The following is a 17,056-nucleotide window of genomic DNA, read 5'->3' on the forward strand; positions in this document are numbered from 1 at the left end:
TCGGGAGCGGCCCTCCCCGGCTATTGGTCCGCCAGGTCCTAGACCAGTTCCTCGGCGATCCAGCCCTGGACCAGCCCCCAGACCATCGACAGGTTCAGGGCCGGCTCGCCTTCGGTCATCAGCATCGCCGCCTGCAGCACCGAACGCGGATCAGCGGGATCGGTCTGCAGCTCATTCGCCAGTTGCACCCAATGCTCCCACAGGCGCATTTCCTGCTCGTGCCCCACCAGTGGCCAGCGGCCCTTGCGATGCGGTATGCCCAGCATCGTGCGGCGGATGGCGACCTCCTTGGGCGACAGTCCGAACAGTTCGAGAATCATTGGCGAACTGGCCCCCAGGCTGATTGCCCGGCTGATCAGCGCCTCTTCGTCGCCGCTCTTGATGTGGGTCAGCAGGCGCTGGACAACATCACCGTCGACCAGCACCTTGAACCAGGGCACCGGCGAGTTCACCAGTGCACCCATGCAGCGCGGGTCGATCAGGGTCTGCAGGTCCTTTTCCTCGAAGCCCATGGCCAGGCAACTGCGCAGTTGACCGTTCTTGATGTTATTCATGATTTGAAAGGCGACTGCCAGATTCAACGGGTGCATATAAACCTCCACCATTCCATGGTCAGATGACAGCCCACGAGCGGGCCCGTCCGCTTCACGCCAGGCAATCCGCCGGGCCGGGATCGTATTCGTCACGGTGAGCGAACTCGACACTCAGGATCTCGACGCCGGCCCAGCCTTCGACATGGCTGGCCAGCTCGAACAGAAAGCCGTCGCGGCGCAATGACTCCTGGTTGATCCTGAGCAGGACCATGCAGGTCTGCCCGGTGGTGATGTCGGAACTCAAATCCATTTGTGTACTCCCTGTGGTCGCCGTCGCGCCGAGGCACGCCAGCCATGATGGTCGAGCAGACAGAGCGAACTTTCCGCAGGCCAGACGCGAAACCACGTCGGTGGTTCCGGGCGTCTTCCCTCTCCTCTGCCACGCAATTTTGTGGTGCCCCTAATTATGTAGTCGCTCTGCTCAAGGCTATCTGTAAGACAAAGCGTCCCTCCCGCAGGAAAAAGCGGGCGTCATTCGTGAGGCATTGAGCGCGAAGGGTTCGGCAAGGGGGGGTACAAGTGGCGTGGGAGTGATCACTCAGGCGCCAAAGTTGGCCACCTGGATGGTGACCGCCCAGGCACCGAGCAACAGCCAGAACACGGCGAAGAGCAAGGGCGAACGCAGGGAAAACAGCAGCGACTTGCGGTAGCCCTTGTGCGTCGACTCGGTCACGCAGAACAACGGCGACTCGTCATAGGCCAGGCCCATCACCGGCTCGCTCTGCAGCAGGTGGCTCTGCTTGAAGTGCCAGTGGTCGATGATTTCGTAGGCCGCCTTGATCCCCGGCCAGGCATTGAGCGAACTGAGAATGCCGAGCAGGGCCAGCAGCGGCGGCAGCGACAGGGTGAAGAGCTTGCCCCATTCAGGATTGAGGTTGCCCATGCAGGAGGCGAAGGCGATCACCAGGAACGACTGCGCACTCAGGTAGGCGTCGGTCCGGTTGGACAGGATGCTGGTTTCGTACTGGATCTCGCGGCGATAGAAATCCAGGCGCTCCTTGGGCGAGCCGAACATCTTGGCGTTCTGTTCGGTCAACTCGTCCTCGTTGACCTGTGACGTGAGGATTCTGGGCACCGGCGTGTCCCCCCTGAATAGACGCTGAAACTCTACCGACCTGCCCACCGCCGGAATGATTCAATCCGATTTAGCCACGTCCAGAGGGCGGGACGACCGTCCAGGCATTGGTTGAAACTTTATCCGGCCACGCCCGGTCCAGACCCCTATACGACTCTCAAGGCGTGCGCAGGCTTCGCGGTCCAGGCGACCGCGACCACCATGCCATCCACTCGAGCAGCGAGGTGTCCGATGAGCAAGACCGTAGGCGATTTCCTGGTGGAACGTTTGTATCAATGGGGCGTACGACGGATCTACGGCTATCCGGGAGATGGCATCAATGGCGTCTTCGGCGCCCTCAACCGTAGCCACGGCAAGATCGAGTTCATCCAGGCCCGCCACGAGGAAATGGCCGCCTTCATGGCCACCGCCCACGCCAAGTTCACTGGCGAGCCCGGCGTGTGCATCGCCACTTCCGGCCCCGGCGCCTCGCACCTGCTGACCGGCCTCTACGATGCGCAGATGGACCACATGCCGGTGCTGGCAATCGTCGGGCAACAGGCGCGGACCGCCCTGGGCAGCCACTACCAGCAGGAGCTGGATCTGGTGTCGATGTTCAAGGATGTCGCCGGTGCGTTCGTCCAGCAGGCCTCGGCGCCGTCCCAGGTCCGGCACCTGGTCGACCGCGCGCTGCGCATCGCCACCGGTGAGCGGCGCGTCACGGCGTTGATCCTGCCCAACGACCTGCAGGACCTCGATTATGAAGAGCCTCGTCGCGCCCACGGCACCGCGCATTCCGGGCCTGGCTACAACGCCCCGCGGGTGATCCCCTACGCGGATGACCTGCAACGCGCGGCCGATGTGCTCAACGCCGGCAACAAGGTGGCGATCCTGGTCGGCGCCGGTGCCTTGCAGGCCACCGAGGAGGTGATCGCCGTGGCCGAAAAACTCGGCGCCGGGGTCGCCAAGGCATTGTTGGGCAAGGCCGCCCTGCCCGACGACCTGCCCTGGGTCACCGGCTCGATCGGCCTGTTGGGCACCGAGCCCAGCTACAAGCTGATGAACGAATGCGACACCCTGCTGATGATCGGTTCGGGGTTCCCCTACGCCGAGTTCCTGCCCAAGGAAGGCCAGGCCCGCGCGGTGCAGATCGACCTGCAGGCCGGCATGCTCAGCCTGCGTTATCCCATGGAGGTCAACCTGCAGGGCGATGCCGCGCAGACCTTGCAGGCACTGTTGCCGTTGCTCGAACACAAGACCCGCCGCCCGTGGCGCAAGAAGGTCGAGGGCTGGCGCGCCAGCTGGGACAAGACCCTGGAAAAACGTGCGCTGGTCAAGGCCGACCCGATCAACCCGCAACGGGTGGTGTTCGAACTGTCGCCGCGTCTGCCCGACAACGCGATCATCACCAGCGACTCCGGCTCCTGCGCCAACTGGTATGCCCGCGACCTGCAGATCCGCCGCGGCATGCAGTGTTCCCTGTCGGGTGGCCTGGCCTCCATGGGTGCCGCAGTGCCCTATGCGATCGCCGCCAAGTTCGCCCACCCGCAACAGACCGTGGTGGCGCTGGTCGGCGACGGCGCCATGCAGATGAACAACATGGCCGAGCTGATTACCGTGGCCAAGTACTGGCGGCAGTGGCAAAGCCCGAAATGGATCTGCGCGGTCTTCAACAACGAGGACCTCAACCAGGTGACCTGGGAACAGCGGGTGATGGAAGGCGATCCCAAGTTCGAAGCCTCGCAATCGATCCCGGACGTGCCCTACCACCTGTTCGCGATTTCCATCGGCCTCAAGGGCATCTTCGTCGAACGTGACGAAGACGTCGCCGCTGCCTGGGAAGAAGCCCTCGCCGCCGATTGCCCGGTGCTGATCGAGTTCAAGACCGACCCCGACGTGCCGCCGCTGCCGGCGCACATCAAGCTTGAACAGGCGAAGAAATTCGCCTCGGCCCTGATCCAGGGCGACCCCGATGAAGCGGGCATCATCGTGCAGACGGCCAAGCAGGTGGTGAGCGCCGTGCTGCCCAAACGCAAGCGGTAAGGCCAGAGGTTGATCCCATGAGCGAACACATCGTGCACTTTCATTGCCAGATCGATCAGAGTACCACCGAGCGCTTTCGCGACTGCTGCCTGGAGGCTATCGAGCAAGGTGCGCAATCGCTGCTGCTCAACCTCTCCACCACGGGCGGCAGCACCAACTTCGGCTTCGCCCTGTACACCTTTCTCAAGTCCCTGCCGGTGCCACTGTGCGCGGTCAATGCCGGCAACATCGAATCGATGGGCATCATCATGTTTCTCGCCGCCCATCGACGCATCACCGCCCCCCACTCGCGCTTCCTGATCCACCCGATGAACTGGTACTTCAGCCAGAATTCGGTGGATCACCAGCGCCTGCGCGAATACCTGTCGAGCCTGGACAACGACCTGGCGCGCTACGTGAAGATCTATGAGGTCGAGACCGACGATGCCGAAACCAAGCTGGATATCTTCAAGTGCCTGTCGGCCGAGGAAAAAGTCATCGCCGCCCATGAGTCCCTGGCCTATGGCATCGCACATGAAGTCCGGCAGGTGGTATTTGCCACGGATATCAAGCACTGGAAAGTCAGTGGCGATTAGCTGCTTGCACTATTCCCAATCAATCTGAACTTCAAATCGCAATCATCTTTCAGATGAATGGCACACACTTTATCGACAATGGAGAACTTCCCCATGAGCGAACAACTTCGCAGCAAGAAAATTCTCGTCATTACCTCCAATACCGGTATCGAGCGTGACGAATTGCTCAAGCCACTGGAAACATTGCGTGGCCTGGGTGCCACCGTCACCCATGGTTCCAGCCAGGGCGGTGCGACGCAGACCTTCCTCCACGACACCGACAAGGACAAGGTGGTCGACTCCGATGCCAAGCTGGCCGACCTCGACAGCGCCGACTTCGATGCGCTGGTGATTCCCGGCGGCACCGTCAATGCCGACACCCTGCGCCAGGATGCCAGCGCCCTGCGCCTGATCAATGATTTCGTCAAGGCCGGCAAGACCGTCGCAGCCATCTGCCATGGGCCTTGGGCGCTGATCGACGCCGGGGTGATCGCCGGCAAGACCCTGACCTCCTACCCCAGCGTGCGCACCGACCTGGTCAACGCCAAGGCCGAGTGGGCCGACGCCCAGGTCAAGCAATGCCAGGCCAATGGCTGGCGCCTGATCACCTCGCGCAACCCCGACGACCTGCCGGCCTTCAACCAGGCCATCGCCCAGGCCCTGGCCGCCGCCTGAATGATCGCCGGCAATCTGTAGATATATATCTAAGCGTGCCGCTTGCTTATAGCCGCAAGCGGCAGCGCAAAGATCAAATCACTATCAAATAACCGTTCGTCGAACTTCGAATATTATTTTTCAACCTTTCGTTAGTTGGCCAACTCCCAATTAATGCTTGCCGCGATGACAAGCAACCTTCAATTAATCACGAGGTATCGCATCATGGCTAATACCGGAAAATCCAACTCGGGCAATTTCGCAAACGATCGCCAGAAAGCCTCTGAAGCGGGCAAGAAAGGTGGCCAGGCATCCGGCGGCAACAACTTCGCCAATGACCGGCAGAAAGCATCCGAGGCAGGCAAGAAAGGTGGCCAACACGGCGGCGGCGGTCGCAGTTGATAACTGATCCATTGCGCAGGGGCTTCGGCCCCTGCCTCTTTTCCGGCAGTCCCCCCGCGAACTGCCCTTCCCCCCGCTCCTGATGGAGACGCGCTTATGAAAGCCTACCCCCGCCCGCCGTTCCCGGCACAACCGCAGTCCACGCCCGGCTCGCAAAAAGCCATGGAACCCTATCCCGATTGCGGCGAGCAGAGCTACCAGGGCTCCGGTCGATTGCAGGGCAAGATCGCCCTGGTCACCGGCGCCGACAGCGGCATTGGCCGCGCCGTGGCGATCGCCTTTGCCCGCGAAGGTGCGGATGTCGCCGTGGCCTACCTGGACGAGCATGAAGACGCCAGGGAAACCGCACGCTGGGTCGAGCTGGCCGGGCGCCAGTGCCTGCTGCTGCCCGGCGACCTGGCGCAGAAACAGCACTGCCATGAGATCGTCGCCAAGACCGTGGAAGCATTCGGCCGTATCGATGTGCTGGTCAACAATGCCGCCTACCAGATGACCCATCATGAGCTGGCGGATATTTCCGATGAGGAATGGGTACGGACCTTCGATATCAACATCACCGCGCTGTTCCGGATCTGCAAGGCGGCGGTGCCACACATGGCCAGCGGCAGCTCGATCATCAACACCAGCTCAATCAATTCCGACGCACCCAAGCCCACCCTGCTGCCCTACGCGACCACCAAGGGCGCGATCGCCAACTTCACTGCCGGGCTGGCGCAATTGCTCGGGCCCCAGGGCATCCGGGTCAACAGCGTGGCGCCGGGCCCCATCTGGACTCCGCTGATCGTCTCCACCATGCCCTCTGAAGAGGTACAGCACTTTGGCGAACAGACGCCCCTCGGCCGTCCCGGCCAACCCGTGGAGGTCGCGCCCATCTACGTGCTGCTGGCCTCGGACGAGTCCAGCTATATCTCCGGCTCGCGGTATGGGGTCACCGGCGGCAAGCCGATCCTCTGACCTGCCACCCGAACCGGTTCAGAACGCCGCTTCGTAGATGGCCAGGGCATCGGCCCGGCTGACCTCGCGGGGATTGTTCACCAGCAGCCGTTGCTGCTGCAGCGCATCCTCGGCCAGTTGTTCGAGGCGCTCGCGTGGCACCTCGACGTCGCGCAGCCGGGTCGGCAAGCCACACCGCGGCGCCAGTTGCGCCAGCTCTTCGATGAACTGCTCGCAGCGCGCCTGCGGGTCACCGGCCCGCAGCCGCTCGCCGAGCAGCACCGGCGCCAGCTCGGCGTAGTCGGCAAAGGCGGCGGGCCGGTTGAAGCGCAGCACATGGGGCAACACCAGTGAATTGGCCAGCCCATGGGGCACATGAAAGTGCGCACCCAGCGGATAGGCCAGCGCATGCACGGCCGCCACCGGCGCATTGGCGAAGGCCTGGCCGGCCAGGCAGGCACCCAGCAACATGGCCTGGCGAGCCGCCAGGTTGTCGCCCTGATGGACCGCCTGGTCAAGGTGGCTCGCCAGCAATCTCAGCGCCTCACGGGCCAGCAGGCTCGACAGCGGGTTGCGCTTGAGTTTGCTGGTATAGGCTTCGATCGCATGGACCATGGCATCGATGCCGGTGGCCGCGGTGATTGCCGGCGGCAGGCCCAGGGTGAGCGCGGCGTCGAGCAGCGCCAGGTCCGGCAGCAACAGCGAGGACACCACGCCCATCTTGCTCGCCTGCCCGGTGGTGACCACCGCAATCGGCGTGACCTCCGAACCGGTTCCGGCCGTGGTCGGTACCTGCACCAGCGGCAGGCGTCGGCCCTGGGCCCGATCGACACCATAGAGTTCATCCAGCGCCTGAATGCATTCGGGATGCGCCAGCAGCGCCACCAACTTGGCGACATCCATCGAACTGCCGCCGCCAAAACCGACGATCAGGTCGGCACCAATATGCCGGGCACGTTCGACGGCAGACAGTACGCAGCTATCGCTCGGGTCGGCGCAGACATCGCTGAAAATCGCCACGCCCAGCCGGGCCTGGGTGAAGCCGGGCAACAGGTCATCCAGCAGGCCCAGGCGGATGATGCCGGGGTCGGTGACGATCAAGACCCGACGGGCACCGCGCTGCTGGCACAGTTGCGCCAGGCGGGCGGCGGCGCCCGCTTCGCAGAGCAGTTGCGGGGTGGTGGCGAAATGAAAAGGCTGCATGTCCAGGTTCCTCTTGTTCTTGTAGGGATGGCACCGGCCGCTGCGCTACTTGCGCGAGCGGCTTCAGGGGAAAGCCGGCTAGAAGGCGAAGTGTTCCTCGCTCATGGCCATCAGGCACTGCGCGCCCCCGAGCAACGCCTCGCGATGGGCGCCGGCCCGCGGCAACACCCGTCGCCAGTAGAACGTCGCGGCCTGCAGCTTGGCCTGGTAGAACGCGCGGTCCTCGCTGCTCCTGGCCAGCGCCGCGCTGGCGCAAGCCGCTGCCCGCAGCCATAACGCCGCCAGCAGCACGTAGCCAGAATAGGCGAGGAAATCCACCGACACCGCGCCGATCTCCTGGACGTCATCCCGGCACAGGTCGAGCATCTGCCGGCTCAGGTCGCGCCACTGCTCCAACTGCCGAGTCACCGCCTGGGCCATTTCGACCAGGGCCGGATCGCGGCAGGCCGCCGCCTCATCGAGCAGTTCCTCAATCAACTGCTGTATCTGTTCGCCACCGTCGGCCAGCACCTTGCGCCGAATCAGGTCCAAGGCCTGGATGCCATTGGTGCCCTCGTACAACTGGGTGATGCGACTGTCGCGCATCAACTGCTCGATGCCCCACTCGCGAATGTAGCCATGCCCGCCATAGACCTGCACGGCCAGGCTGGCAACCTCCTGGCCCACATCGGTGAAGAACGCCTTGACGATCGGGATCAGCAACGCCGCGCGCCGGCCAGCGGCCTCGCGCACCTGCGGGTCCGGGTCGCCGTGTTCCACATCGAGTTCACGGGCGGTGCACGCCGCCAGCAGCCGGCAACCTTCGACCAGGGTCTTCTGGGTCAGCAGCATGCGGCGCACATCGGGGTGAGAGATGATCGGGTCGGCCGCGCGCTCGGGCGCCACCGCGCCGGCCAGGCTACGCGATTGCAGGCGCTCGCGGGCATAGGCCAGCGCGCCCTGGAACGCCGCCTCGGCGATACCCAGCCCCTGCAGGCCGACCTGAAAGCGGGCATCGTTCATCATCGTGAACATGCAGGCCAGGCCCTGGTTGGCCTCGCCTATCAGCCAGCCACGGGCCTCGTCGAAGTTCATCACACAGGTGGCTGCGCCCTTGATGCCCATCTTGTGTTCCAGGGCGCCACATTCGACGGCATTGCGTCGTCTAGGGCGGCCATCCGCGCCAGGCTCGAACTTCGGCACCAGGAACAGGCTGATGCCCCTGACGCCGGCAGGCGCGTCCGGCAGCCGCGCCAGCACCAGGTGCACGATGTTCTCGCTGAGGTCCTGGTCGCCACCGCTGATGAAGATCTTGCTGCCGCTGATGCGGTAGCTGCCCTCAGGCTCGGGCCGGGCTCGCGTGCGCAGCAGGGCCAGGTCGGTACCGGCCTGCGGCTCGGTCAGGCACATGGTGCCAGTCCACTCGCCACTGACCAGCTTGCCCAGGTAGTCGCGCTTGAGCGTTTCACTGCCGTGACGGTGCAGGGCCAGCACCGCGCTCTCGGTCAACCCGGAGTAGATGCGAAACGACAGCGAGGCGCCCATCAGCATTTCATGGAAACTGGCCGAAACCATCTGCGGCAGGCCCTGGCCCTCGTACTCGACCGGGCCGGTCATGCCCGCCCAGCCCTGTTCGACGTATTGCCGGTAGGCCTGGGGAAAACCGTCCGGGGTCAGCACCCGCCCCTGCTCCAGGCGGCAGCCCTGCTCGTCGCCCTGGCGGTTGAGCGGCGCCACCACGTCGCTGGCGAAACGCGCCCCCTGCTCCAGAATGCCCTCGATCGTCTCACGGTCCAGGCCATTGCCAAGGCGGCGGCAATGTTCCGCCACGTCGAACACTTCGTGCAGGACAAAACGCATGTCACGCAGGGGCGCACGGTAGTTCATGCCTGCTCCTCCCGGCCGCTCGCCAGGCGGAGCCCGGCCTGATTCGGGAGGCACTGCACCGGCCCGGTAGGGACGGCGCCAATGACGAAGGTTGGGTAGAGGTGGGTCACTGGGCGGCGCTCCTGAATCGATGAACGAAGGGATTGCGGCAACCCTAGTCAGGGCCCTAGTATTTTTGAAATTTTAATTTTGCATCCCATGTATTCCGGCCATGAATATATCGACCTTCGATCTCAACCTGCTGCGGGTGCTGGACATGCTCCTGCGCGAACAGAACGTGTCGCGCGCCGCCGAGCGCCTGGCCCTGACCCAACCAACGGTGAGCAACGCCCTGGCGCGCCTGCGCGACCTGCTGGACGATCCGCTGCTGGTGCGGGTCGGTCGGCAGATGCGCCCCACGCCGCGTGCCCTGGCCCTCGAAGGACCGATCCGTGCCGCGTTGCAACAGATCGAACAGACCCTCGGCGGCGGCGACCACTTCGACCCGAGCCGCAGCCACCGGCAATTGCGTATCGCCCTGACCGACTACGCCGAACAGCTGTGCATGCCGGGGCTGCTCGCCACCTTGCAGACCCAGGCGCCACACCTGCGGGTCGATGTGGTGCACCTGGCGCCGAGCCTGCCGGTCGAAGCCCTTGATCGTGGTGAACTGGACCTGGTGCTGGGACGCTTCGATGAATCGCCGGCGCGCTTCGAACGCCGACACTGGCGCAGCGAAACCCTGCGCATCGCGCTACGCCAGGACCATCCGGTGGTAAACGCAACGCTCGACCTGAACACCTTCCTCGGCCTGCGCCATCTGTGGGTCCACGGTGGCCAGACCCGCGGCATGGTCGACCAGTGGCTGGCGGAACAGGGCCTGTCGCGGCGTATCGCCTACACCACCCCCAACTACCTGCAGGCCGCGCACCTGGCGGCAGCCTCGGACCTGTGCGTGGTGCTGCCGACCGCACTGGCCACGCACTTCGCCCGGCTGCTGCCGCTGCAACTGTTCGAACTGCCGTTCGCCCTGGAGCCCTTCGAGCTGGAACTGGTCTACCTCGCCCATCGCCAGCACGACCCGGCGCTGGCGTGGCTGGTGGAACGGATCATGGACATCCGCCCGGCCTGAGCCTTGGTCATTCCCTGTGGTCGATCAGCAATCGTACGATGACTAACCCCCATAATCCCCAGTTTGCAGAGGGACCGCCCCTGGCGGTCCACCCGGCCCTGAAAACCTTCTGTTAGGCAGATAACGCCCTTTATAACCGGGCGATCTAGCCCGATGGGGTAGCATGGGGCGTGAAACACATCGACACGCTTGATCGAGATAAATGACACTAGCATTCGCTCAAGTTGTACGATAACTTACCTCCACAGAAATTCCTTCCACCCTCGTGCCACCTGGATACCTATAACAATGACCCCACAAGAACTGAAATCCATCCTTTCCCACGGCCTGCTGTCCTTCCCGGTCACCGACTTCAATGCCCAGGGCGACTTCAACCCTGCCGGCTACGTCAAGCGCCTGGAATGGCTTGCCCCTTACGGCGCCAGCGCACTGTTCGCCGCCGGTGGCACCGGTGAATTCTTCTCCCTCGCGGCCAGCGAATACAGCCAGGTGATCAAGACTGCCGTCGACACCTGCGCCAAGTCGGTGCCGATCCTCGCCGGCGTGGGTGGTTCGACCCGCCAGGCCATCGAGTACGCACAGGAAGCCGAGCGCCTGGGCGCCAAGGGTCTGCTGCTGCTGCCGCACTACCTGACCGAGGCCAGCCAGGACGGCGTTGCCGCCCACGTTGAAGCCGTGTGCAAATCGGTGAAGATCGGCGTCGTCGTTTACAACCGCAACGTCTGCCGCCTGAACGCCGACCTGCTGGAAAAACTGGCCGAGCGCTGCCCGAACCTGATCGGCTACAAGGACGGCCTGGGTGATATCGAGCTGATGGTTTCCATCCGTCGCCGCCTGGGCGATCGTTTCAGCTACCTGGGCGGCCTGCCGACCGCCGAAGTCTATGCTGCTGCCTACAAGGCCCTGGGCGTACCGGTCTACTCCTCGGCGGTGTTCAACTTCGTGCCGAAGACCGCGATGGACTTCTACAACGCCATTGCCCGCGACGACCACGCCACCGTTGGCAAGCTGATCGACGACTTCTTCCTGCCGTACCTGGACATTCGTAACCGCAAGTCCGGCTATGCCGTGAGCATCGTCAAGGCCGGTGCGAAGATTGCCGGTTACGATGCAGGCCCGGTGCGTACCCCGCTGACCGACCTGACCGAACAGGAATACGAAGCCCTGGCGGCACTGATGGACAAGATGGGCCCGCAGTAAGCGCGCCCCTGCGGTCTGCCAACACCGCACCCGGAGCCGGGTTAACCGCCGGCTCCGCTCACAACTCGTTAGCCCGCACAAAAATAACTAGTGGGAGTACAACGCATGCAAGCGACTAAAAAGACGCATGTGCGCTACCTGATTCTGTTGATGCTGTTCCTCGTGACCACGATCAACTACGCGGATCGCGCCACCATCGCCATCGCCGGTTCCAGTCTGCAAAAAGACCTGGGCATCGACGCTGTCACCCTCGGCTACATCTTCTCCGCCTTCGGCTGGGCCTACGTGGCTGGCCAGATTCCTGGCGGCTGGTTGCTCGACCGTTTCGGTTCGAAAAACGTCTACGCCTTCAGTATCTTCAGCTGGTCGCTGTTCACCATGCTGCAGGGCTTCGTCGGCGGCATGCCGGTGGCCTGGTCGGTGGTGACCCTGTTCACCCTGCGTTTCCTGGTCGGTTTTGCCGAAGCCCCATCGTTCCCGGGTAACGCCCGGATCGTCGCGGCCTGGTTCCCGGCGGCAGAGCGTGGTACCGCCTCGGCAATCTTCAACTCGGCGCAATACTTCGCCACCGCGTTGTTCGCACCGATCATGGGCTGGATCGTCTACACCTTCGGCTGGGAACACGTGTTCATCGTCATGGGCGTGTTCGGTATCGTGTTCTCGGGCATCTGGATGAAGACCATCTACAACCCGAAACAACACCCGCGCATCAGTCAGGGCGAGCTCGAGCACATCGAGCAGAACGGCGGCCTGGTGGACATGGACCAGAAGCGCGCCAACGACGGTCCGAAGTGGAACTACATCAAGCAACTGCTGACCAGCCGCATGCTCCTGGGCGTGTACCTGGGCCAGTACTGCATCAACGCCATCACCTACTTCTTCCTGACCTGGTTCCCGGTGTACCTGGTGCAGGAACGCGGCATGACCATCCTCAAGGCGGGTTTCATCGCCTCGTTGCCGGCCATCTGCGGTTTCATCGGTGGTGTACTCGGTGGTGTAATCTCGGACTGGCTGCTGCGTCGCGGCAACTCGCTGACCTTCTCGCGCAAGCTGCCGATCGTCTGCGGCCTGATGCTGTCGACCACCATGGTCTTCTGCAATTACGTCGACGCGGAATGGATGGTCGTAGGCTTCATGACCCTGGCGTTCTTCGGTAAAGGCATTGGTGCACTGGGTTGGGCGGTCGTCGCCGACACCTCGCCCAAGCAGATCGCCGGTCTGTCCGGTGGCCTGTTCAACACCTTCGGCAACATCGCCTCGATCACCACGCCAATCGTCATCGGCTACATCATCAGCGCCACCGGCTCGTTCAAGTGGGCCCTGGTGTATGTCGGTGCCAACGCCCTGGTCGCAGTGTTCAGTTACCTGGTCATTGTCGGCCCGATCAAGCGGATCGAATTGCGTGACGGCCCAAAGGATGAATCGGCAAAGGATGCCAACCCCACGATCGAAGTCGCGGGTGCGCGTCACTGAGTAAGAACCCGTCCATGCCCGGTAACCACCGGGCATGGACGCAGTACAAAGCCTGAGAATCCATAAGAAAGGCACGACCATGCAGTTGATCGAACATTCAGACTCGCCCCGCTACGTCCGCCTGCACGAAGACGACAATGTCGTGGTGGTGGTCAATGACGGCGGCCTTGGCGAAGGCGCCAGCTTCTCCGACGGCCTGACCCTGGTTGAAGCGGTACCGCAGAGCCACAAGGTCGCCACCGTGCTCATCGCCAAGGGCGAACCGGTTCGCCGCTACGGACAGATCATCGGCTATGCCCTGGAAGACCTGCGCCAGGGCAGCTGGGTTCAGGAAAGCCAGTTGGCCATGCCATCGGCACCGGAACTGGACAGCCTGCCGCGCTGTGACGCCGTGCCTGACGCCCTGCCCCCACTGGAAGGCTTCACTTTCGAAGGCTACCGCAACGCCGACGGCACCGTCGGTACCCGCAACATCCTCGGCATCACCACCACCGTACAATGCGTGACCGGCGTACTCGAACACGCGGTCAAGCGCATCAAGGCCGAGCTGCTGCCCAAATACCCCAATGTCGATGACGTGGTCGCGATCACCCACAGCTACGGCTGCGGCGTGGCCATCAACGCCCGCGACGCCTATATCCCGATCCGCACCGTGCGCAACCTGGCGCGCAACCCGAACATGGGTGGCGAAGCGCTGGTCATCAGCCTGGGCTGCGAGAAGCTGCAGGCCGGCCAGGTGATGCACGACAACGACCCCTCGGTCGACCTGAGCGAACCATGGCTGTACCGCCTGCAGGACGCCAGCCTGGGCTTCACCGAAATGATCGAGCAGATCATGGAGCTGGCCGAAACCCGCCTGAAGAAACTCGACCAGCGCCGCCGTGAAAGCGTGCCGGCCAGCGAGCTGATCCTCGGCATGCAGTGCGGCGGCAGCGACGCCTTCTCCGGCATCACTGCCAACCCGGCCTTGGGCTACGCCGCCGACCTGCTGGTGCGCGCTGGCGCCACCGTGCTGTTCTCGGAAGTGACCGAAGTGCGCGACGCCATCTACATGCTCACCTCCCGCGCCGAAAACCAGGAAGTGGCCGACGCGCTGGTGCGCGAGATGGACTGGTACGACCGCTACCTGCAACAAGGCGCAGCCGACCGCAGCGCCAACACCACGCCGGGCAACAAGAAAGGCGGCCTGTCGAACATCGTCGAGAAGTCCCTGGGTTCCATCGTCAAGTCCGGCAGCGGCGCCATCCAGGGCGTGCTCGGCCCCGGCGAGCGGGTCAACCGCAAGGGCCTGATCTTCTGCGCCACCCCGGCCAGCGACTTCGTCTGCGGCACCCTGCAACTGGCCGCCGGCATGAACCTGCACGTGTTCACCACCGGTCGCGGCACCCCCTACGGCCTGGCCATGGCGCCGGTGGTCAAGGTGTGCACCCGCACCGAACTGGCCGAGCGCTGGCCCGACCTGATCGACATCGACGCCGGGCGCATCGCCACCGGCCGTTCGAGCATCGAGGAACTGGGCTGGGAGCTGTTCCACTACTACCTGGATGTCGCCAGCGGCCGCAAGCAGACCTGGGCCGAGCAGCACAAGCTGCACAACGACATCGTCCTGTTCAACCCGGCGCCGATCACCTGATGCACCGATCTGGCTCGATGTTCACAGCCCTTGTAGGAGCCGGGCTTGCCCGCGAACACCGGCAAAGCCGGTGCCCTGCACCGCGGTCCTGCTTCGCGGGCAAGCCCGCACCCACAGAAATCGAGCCAGCCCATCCAACCCGCATTCATCCTTCACTTCTCTCTAAAGGAGCATTCCATGCCTGAGATCCTCGGCCACAACTTCATCGCCGGTCAGCGCAGCGCCGCTGGCACCCAGCGTCTGCAGAGCCTGGACGCCACCACTGGCGAGGCCCTGCCCTACAACTTCGCCCAGGCCACCGAAACCGAAGTGGACCAGGCGGCCAAGGCCGCCGCAGCCGCCTTCGTCGAATTCCGCCAACTGGCCCCGGCCCGTCGCGCCGAATTCCTCGACGCCATCGCCGCAGAACTGGACGAGCTGGACGACAGCTTCGTCGCCGTCGTCTGCCGTGAAACCGCCCTGCCCGCCGCCCGTATCCAGGGTGAGCGTGGCCGTACCAGCGGCCAGATGCGTCTGTTCGCCCAGGTGCTGCGTCGTGGCGACTTCCTCGGTGCGCGTATCGACCTGGCCCTGCCTGAGCGTCAGCCGCTGCCACGCGTCGACCTGCGCCAGATGCGCATCGGCGTCGGCCCGGTGGCCGTATTCGGCGCCAGCAACTTCCCGCTGGCCTTCTCCACCGCCGGTGGTGACACCGCTGCGGCCCTGGCTGCCGGTTGCCCAGTAGTCTTCAAGGCCCACAGCGGCCACATGGCCACCGCCGACCTGGTCGGTTGCGCCATCCAGCGCGCTGCCGAGCGTACCGGCATGCCAAAAGGCGTGTTCAACATGGTCTTCGGCGGTGGTGTCGGCGAGTGGCTGGTCAAGCACCCGGCGATCCAGGCCGTTGGTTTCACCGGTTCCCTGAAAGGCGGCGACGCCCTGTGCCGCATGGCCGCCGAGCGTCCACAGCCGATCCCGGTCTTCGCCGAGATGTCGAGCATCAACCCGGTGATCATCCTGCCGGGTGCCCTGGCCAAGCGTGGCGAAGCCATCGCCCGCGAACTGGCAGGCTCCGTCTGCATGGGCGCCGGTCAGTTCTGCACCAACCCGGGCCTGGTCATCGGCCTGCAATCGCCACAGTACAGCCAACTGCTGGGCGAGCTGGGTCAGCACCTGGACCAACAGGCTGGCCAGACCATGCTCAACGCTGGCGGCCTGCGCAGCTACGTCGGCGGCCTGGAACACCTGAAGGCCCACGCCGGTATCGAGCACCTGGCCGGTCAGGCCCAGGAAGGCAGCCAGGCCCGTGCCCAGCTGTTCAAGGCTGATGCCCGCCTGCTGGTGGAATCCGATCCCCTGCTGCAGGAAGAAGTCTTCGGCCCGACCACCGTCGCCGTCGAGGTCAAGGACAACGAGCAACTGCGCGCCGCCCTGCTCGGCCTGCGTGGCCAGCTGACCGCCACCCTGATCGGTGAAGCGGAAGACTTCGAAGCCTTCGCCTGGCTGGTGCCACTGCTGGAAGAGAAAGTCGGCCGTATCCTGATCAACGGCTACCCGACCGGTGTTGAAGTGTGTGACGCGATGGTCCACGGTGGTCCGTACCCGGCGACTTCCGATGCCCGTGGGACTTCGGTAGGTACCCTGGCGATCGATCGTTTCCTGCGTCCGGTTTGCTACCAGAACTACCCGCAGTCGCTGCTGCCTGAGGCACTGCGTGATGGCAACCCGCTGGGGCTGCGTCGCCTGGTGAATGGGCAGTGGAGTGATGCGGCGATCTGATTGCTGCGTTGATGGAGAGAGCCCCGCTTTGGCGGGGCTTTTTCATTTTTGGGATCGGTGTTTCGCTTTGTCCGTCCGGGGACTAATCTGGCCTCACTGAATTCGTTCGCATGTCCACCTTTGGTAATCGGAATTTCTATGCAATCAGATCAGGCTAGGCTACTCGCGCTGCTTGAGATCAGAGGGTTGCTTGCTGATTATCTGGGCAGTGATGTGGAGGCGCCAATGGGCGTCCGTGTCGCAGCGCATCTGGCCTATACGCTTCATAATGAGGCGGAGGCGGCGTTCAATGACGTCGATTTTCAGACCGAAGCTGCGAGCCAAAATCGCCGCAATTGATCAAATTATTGGTGTTACTGATGGGGCCGGGCTGCTGAGTCGGTGGTAGGCTCAGAACAATATCATACCTTATGGCGCTAAGCCTGAATGACTGCTATCGCCCATTAGCAGCCATCCATGATCGACTGCATACCATGAGGTCCGGTCGACTCATCAGTCGGGCCACAAATAGATCCCTTTAATAGGTGTTCCGATGACTCAACCACATCTAGAGGGCATCTGCCAGGATGCGGTATGGCT

The 17,056-nt window shown here is 63.7% G+C and carries 16 protein-coding genes; 11 read left to right on the forward strand and 5 right to left on the reverse strand.

Annotated elements, in window-relative coordinates; genetic code table 11:
- Positions 1 to 38 precede the first annotated feature (38 nt).
- From AC6I6U_RS22910 to AC6I6U_RS22920, 3 genes are all read right to left on the reverse strand, one after another.
- Entirely contained in the window at positions 39 to 590 is a 552-nt protein-coding gene (locus AC6I6U_RS22910; RefSeq protein ID WP_497878307.1) for an STY4526/YPO1902 family pathogenicity island replication protein, read from the reverse strand.
- 55 nt (positions 591 to 645) lie between these two features.
- The gene (locus tag AC6I6U_RS22915; protein ID WP_497878308.1) at positions 646 to 843 is read right to left on the reverse strand and encodes a hypothetical protein; all 198 of its coding nucleotides are present in this window, start codon (positions 841 to 843) and stop codon (positions 646 to 648) included.
- A 288-nt stretch (positions 844 to 1,131) separates the two neighbouring features.
- Positions 1,132 to 1,668, reverse strand: a complete 537-nt coding sequence (locus AC6I6U_RS22920) for a hypothetical protein (RefSeq protein WP_497878309.1) — start codon at positions 1,666 to 1,668, stop codon at positions 1,132 to 1,134.
- 231 nt (positions 1,669 to 1,899) lie between these two features.
- Between AC6I6U_RS22920 and AC6I6U_RS22925 the strand changes: the two genes are divergently transcribed.
- The 5 genes from AC6I6U_RS22925 to AC6I6U_RS22945 all read left to right on the forward strand — a co-directional run bounded on the left by AC6I6U_RS22925 (position 1,900) and on the right by AC6I6U_RS22945 (position 6,254).
- Positions 1,900 to 3,690, forward strand: a complete 1,791-nt coding sequence (locus AC6I6U_RS22925; RefSeq protein ID WP_497878310.1) for a thiamine pyrophosphate-requiring protein — start codon at positions 1,900 to 1,902, stop codon at positions 3,688 to 3,690.
- Positions 3,691 to 3,707: 17 nt separating this feature from the next.
- On the forward strand, positions 3,708 to 4,265 hold the full coding sequence (locus AC6I6U_RS22930; protein ID WP_497878311.1) for an ATP-dependent Clp protease proteolytic subunit: 558 nt from the start codon (positions 3,708 to 3,710) through the stop codon (positions 4,263 to 4,265).
- A 93-nt stretch (positions 4,266 to 4,358) separates the two neighbouring features.
- Positions 4,359 to 4,919, forward strand: coding sequence for a type 1 glutamine amidotransferase domain-containing protein (locus AC6I6U_RS22935; protein ID WP_497878312.1), 561 nt, complete (start codon positions 4,359 to 4,361; stop codon positions 4,917 to 4,919).
- A gap of 204 nt (positions 4,920 to 5,123) precedes the next feature.
- Entirely contained in the window at positions 5,124 to 5,300 is a 177-nt protein-coding gene (locus tag AC6I6U_RS22940; protein ID WP_497883084.1) for a con-10 family general stress protein, read from the forward strand.
- A 96-nt stretch (positions 5,301 to 5,396) separates the two neighbouring features.
- Positions 5,397 to 6,254: a glucose 1-dehydrogenase gene (locus tag AC6I6U_RS22945; protein ID WP_497878313.1), complete on the forward strand. Its 858-nt coding sequence runs from the start codon at positions 5,397 to 5,399 to the stop codon at positions 6,252 to 6,254.
- A gap of 18 nt (positions 6,255 to 6,272) precedes the next feature.
- On the opposite strand, the gene AC6I6U_RS22950 is transcribed toward AC6I6U_RS22945, so the two are convergent.
- Together AC6I6U_RS22950 and AC6I6U_RS22955 are read right to left on the reverse strand one after the other, a co-directional pair.
- Positions 6,273 to 7,436: an iron-containing alcohol dehydrogenase gene (locus AC6I6U_RS22950; protein WP_497878314.1), complete on the reverse strand. Its 1,164-nt coding sequence runs from the start codon at positions 7,434 to 7,436 to the stop codon at positions 6,273 to 6,275.
- Between the two features lie 78 nt (positions 7,437 to 7,514).
- Positions 7,515 to 9,302 carry an acyl-CoA dehydrogenase C-terminal domain-containing protein gene (locus AC6I6U_RS22955; protein WP_497878315.1) on the reverse strand — a complete coding sequence of 596 codons (1,788 nt, stop codon included), beginning with the start codon at positions 9,300 to 9,302 and terminating at the stop codon, positions 7,515 to 7,517.
- Between the two features lie 211 nt (positions 9,303 to 9,513).
- On the opposite strand from AC6I6U_RS22955, the gene AC6I6U_RS22960 reads away from it, so the two are divergent.
- The 6 genes from AC6I6U_RS22960 to AC6I6U_RS22985 all read left to right on the forward strand — a co-directional run bounded on the left by AC6I6U_RS22960 (position 9,514) and on the right by AC6I6U_RS22985 (position 16,816).
- Positions 9,514 to 10,413 carry a LysR family transcriptional regulator gene (locus AC6I6U_RS22960; protein ID WP_497878316.1) on the forward strand — a complete coding sequence of 300 codons (900 nt, stop codon included), beginning with the start codon at positions 9,514 to 9,516 and terminating at the stop codon, positions 10,411 to 10,413.
- Between the two features lie 288 nt (positions 10,414 to 10,701).
- Positions 10,702 to 11,613, forward strand: a complete 912-nt coding sequence (kdgD, locus tag AC6I6U_RS22965; protein ID WP_497878317.1) for a 5-dehydro-4-deoxyglucarate dehydratase — start codon at positions 10,702 to 10,704, stop codon at positions 11,611 to 11,613.
- 105 nt (positions 11,614 to 11,718) lie between these two features.
- Positions 11,719 to 13,086, forward strand: a complete 1,368-nt coding sequence (locus tag AC6I6U_RS22970; RefSeq protein ID WP_497878318.1) for an MFS transporter — start codon at positions 11,719 to 11,721, stop codon at positions 13,084 to 13,086.
- A 79-nt stretch (positions 13,087 to 13,165) separates the two neighbouring features.
- Positions 13,166 to 14,719: a galactarate dehydratase gene (gene garD / locus AC6I6U_RS22975; RefSeq protein ID WP_497878319.1), complete on the forward strand. Its 1,554-nt coding sequence runs from the start codon at positions 13,166 to 13,168 to the stop codon at positions 14,717 to 14,719.
- 177 nt (positions 14,720 to 14,896) lie between these two features.
- Positions 14,897 to 16,477 (forward strand): aldehyde dehydrogenase (NADP(+)), encoded by a 1,581-nt coding sequence (locus tag AC6I6U_RS22980; RefSeq protein ID WP_497878320.1) that lies wholly within the window; start codon positions 14,897 to 14,899, stop codon positions 16,475 to 16,477.
- A 138-nt stretch (positions 16,478 to 16,615) separates the two neighbouring features.
- Entirely contained in the window at positions 16,616 to 16,816 is a 201-nt protein-coding gene (locus tag AC6I6U_RS22985) for a hypothetical protein (RefSeq protein ID WP_497878321.1), read from the forward strand.
- The last annotated feature ends 240 nt before the right edge of the window (positions 16,817 to 17,056 follow it).

Source organism: Pseudomonas sp. UTLPPB19802 (genome assembly GCF_059730225.1).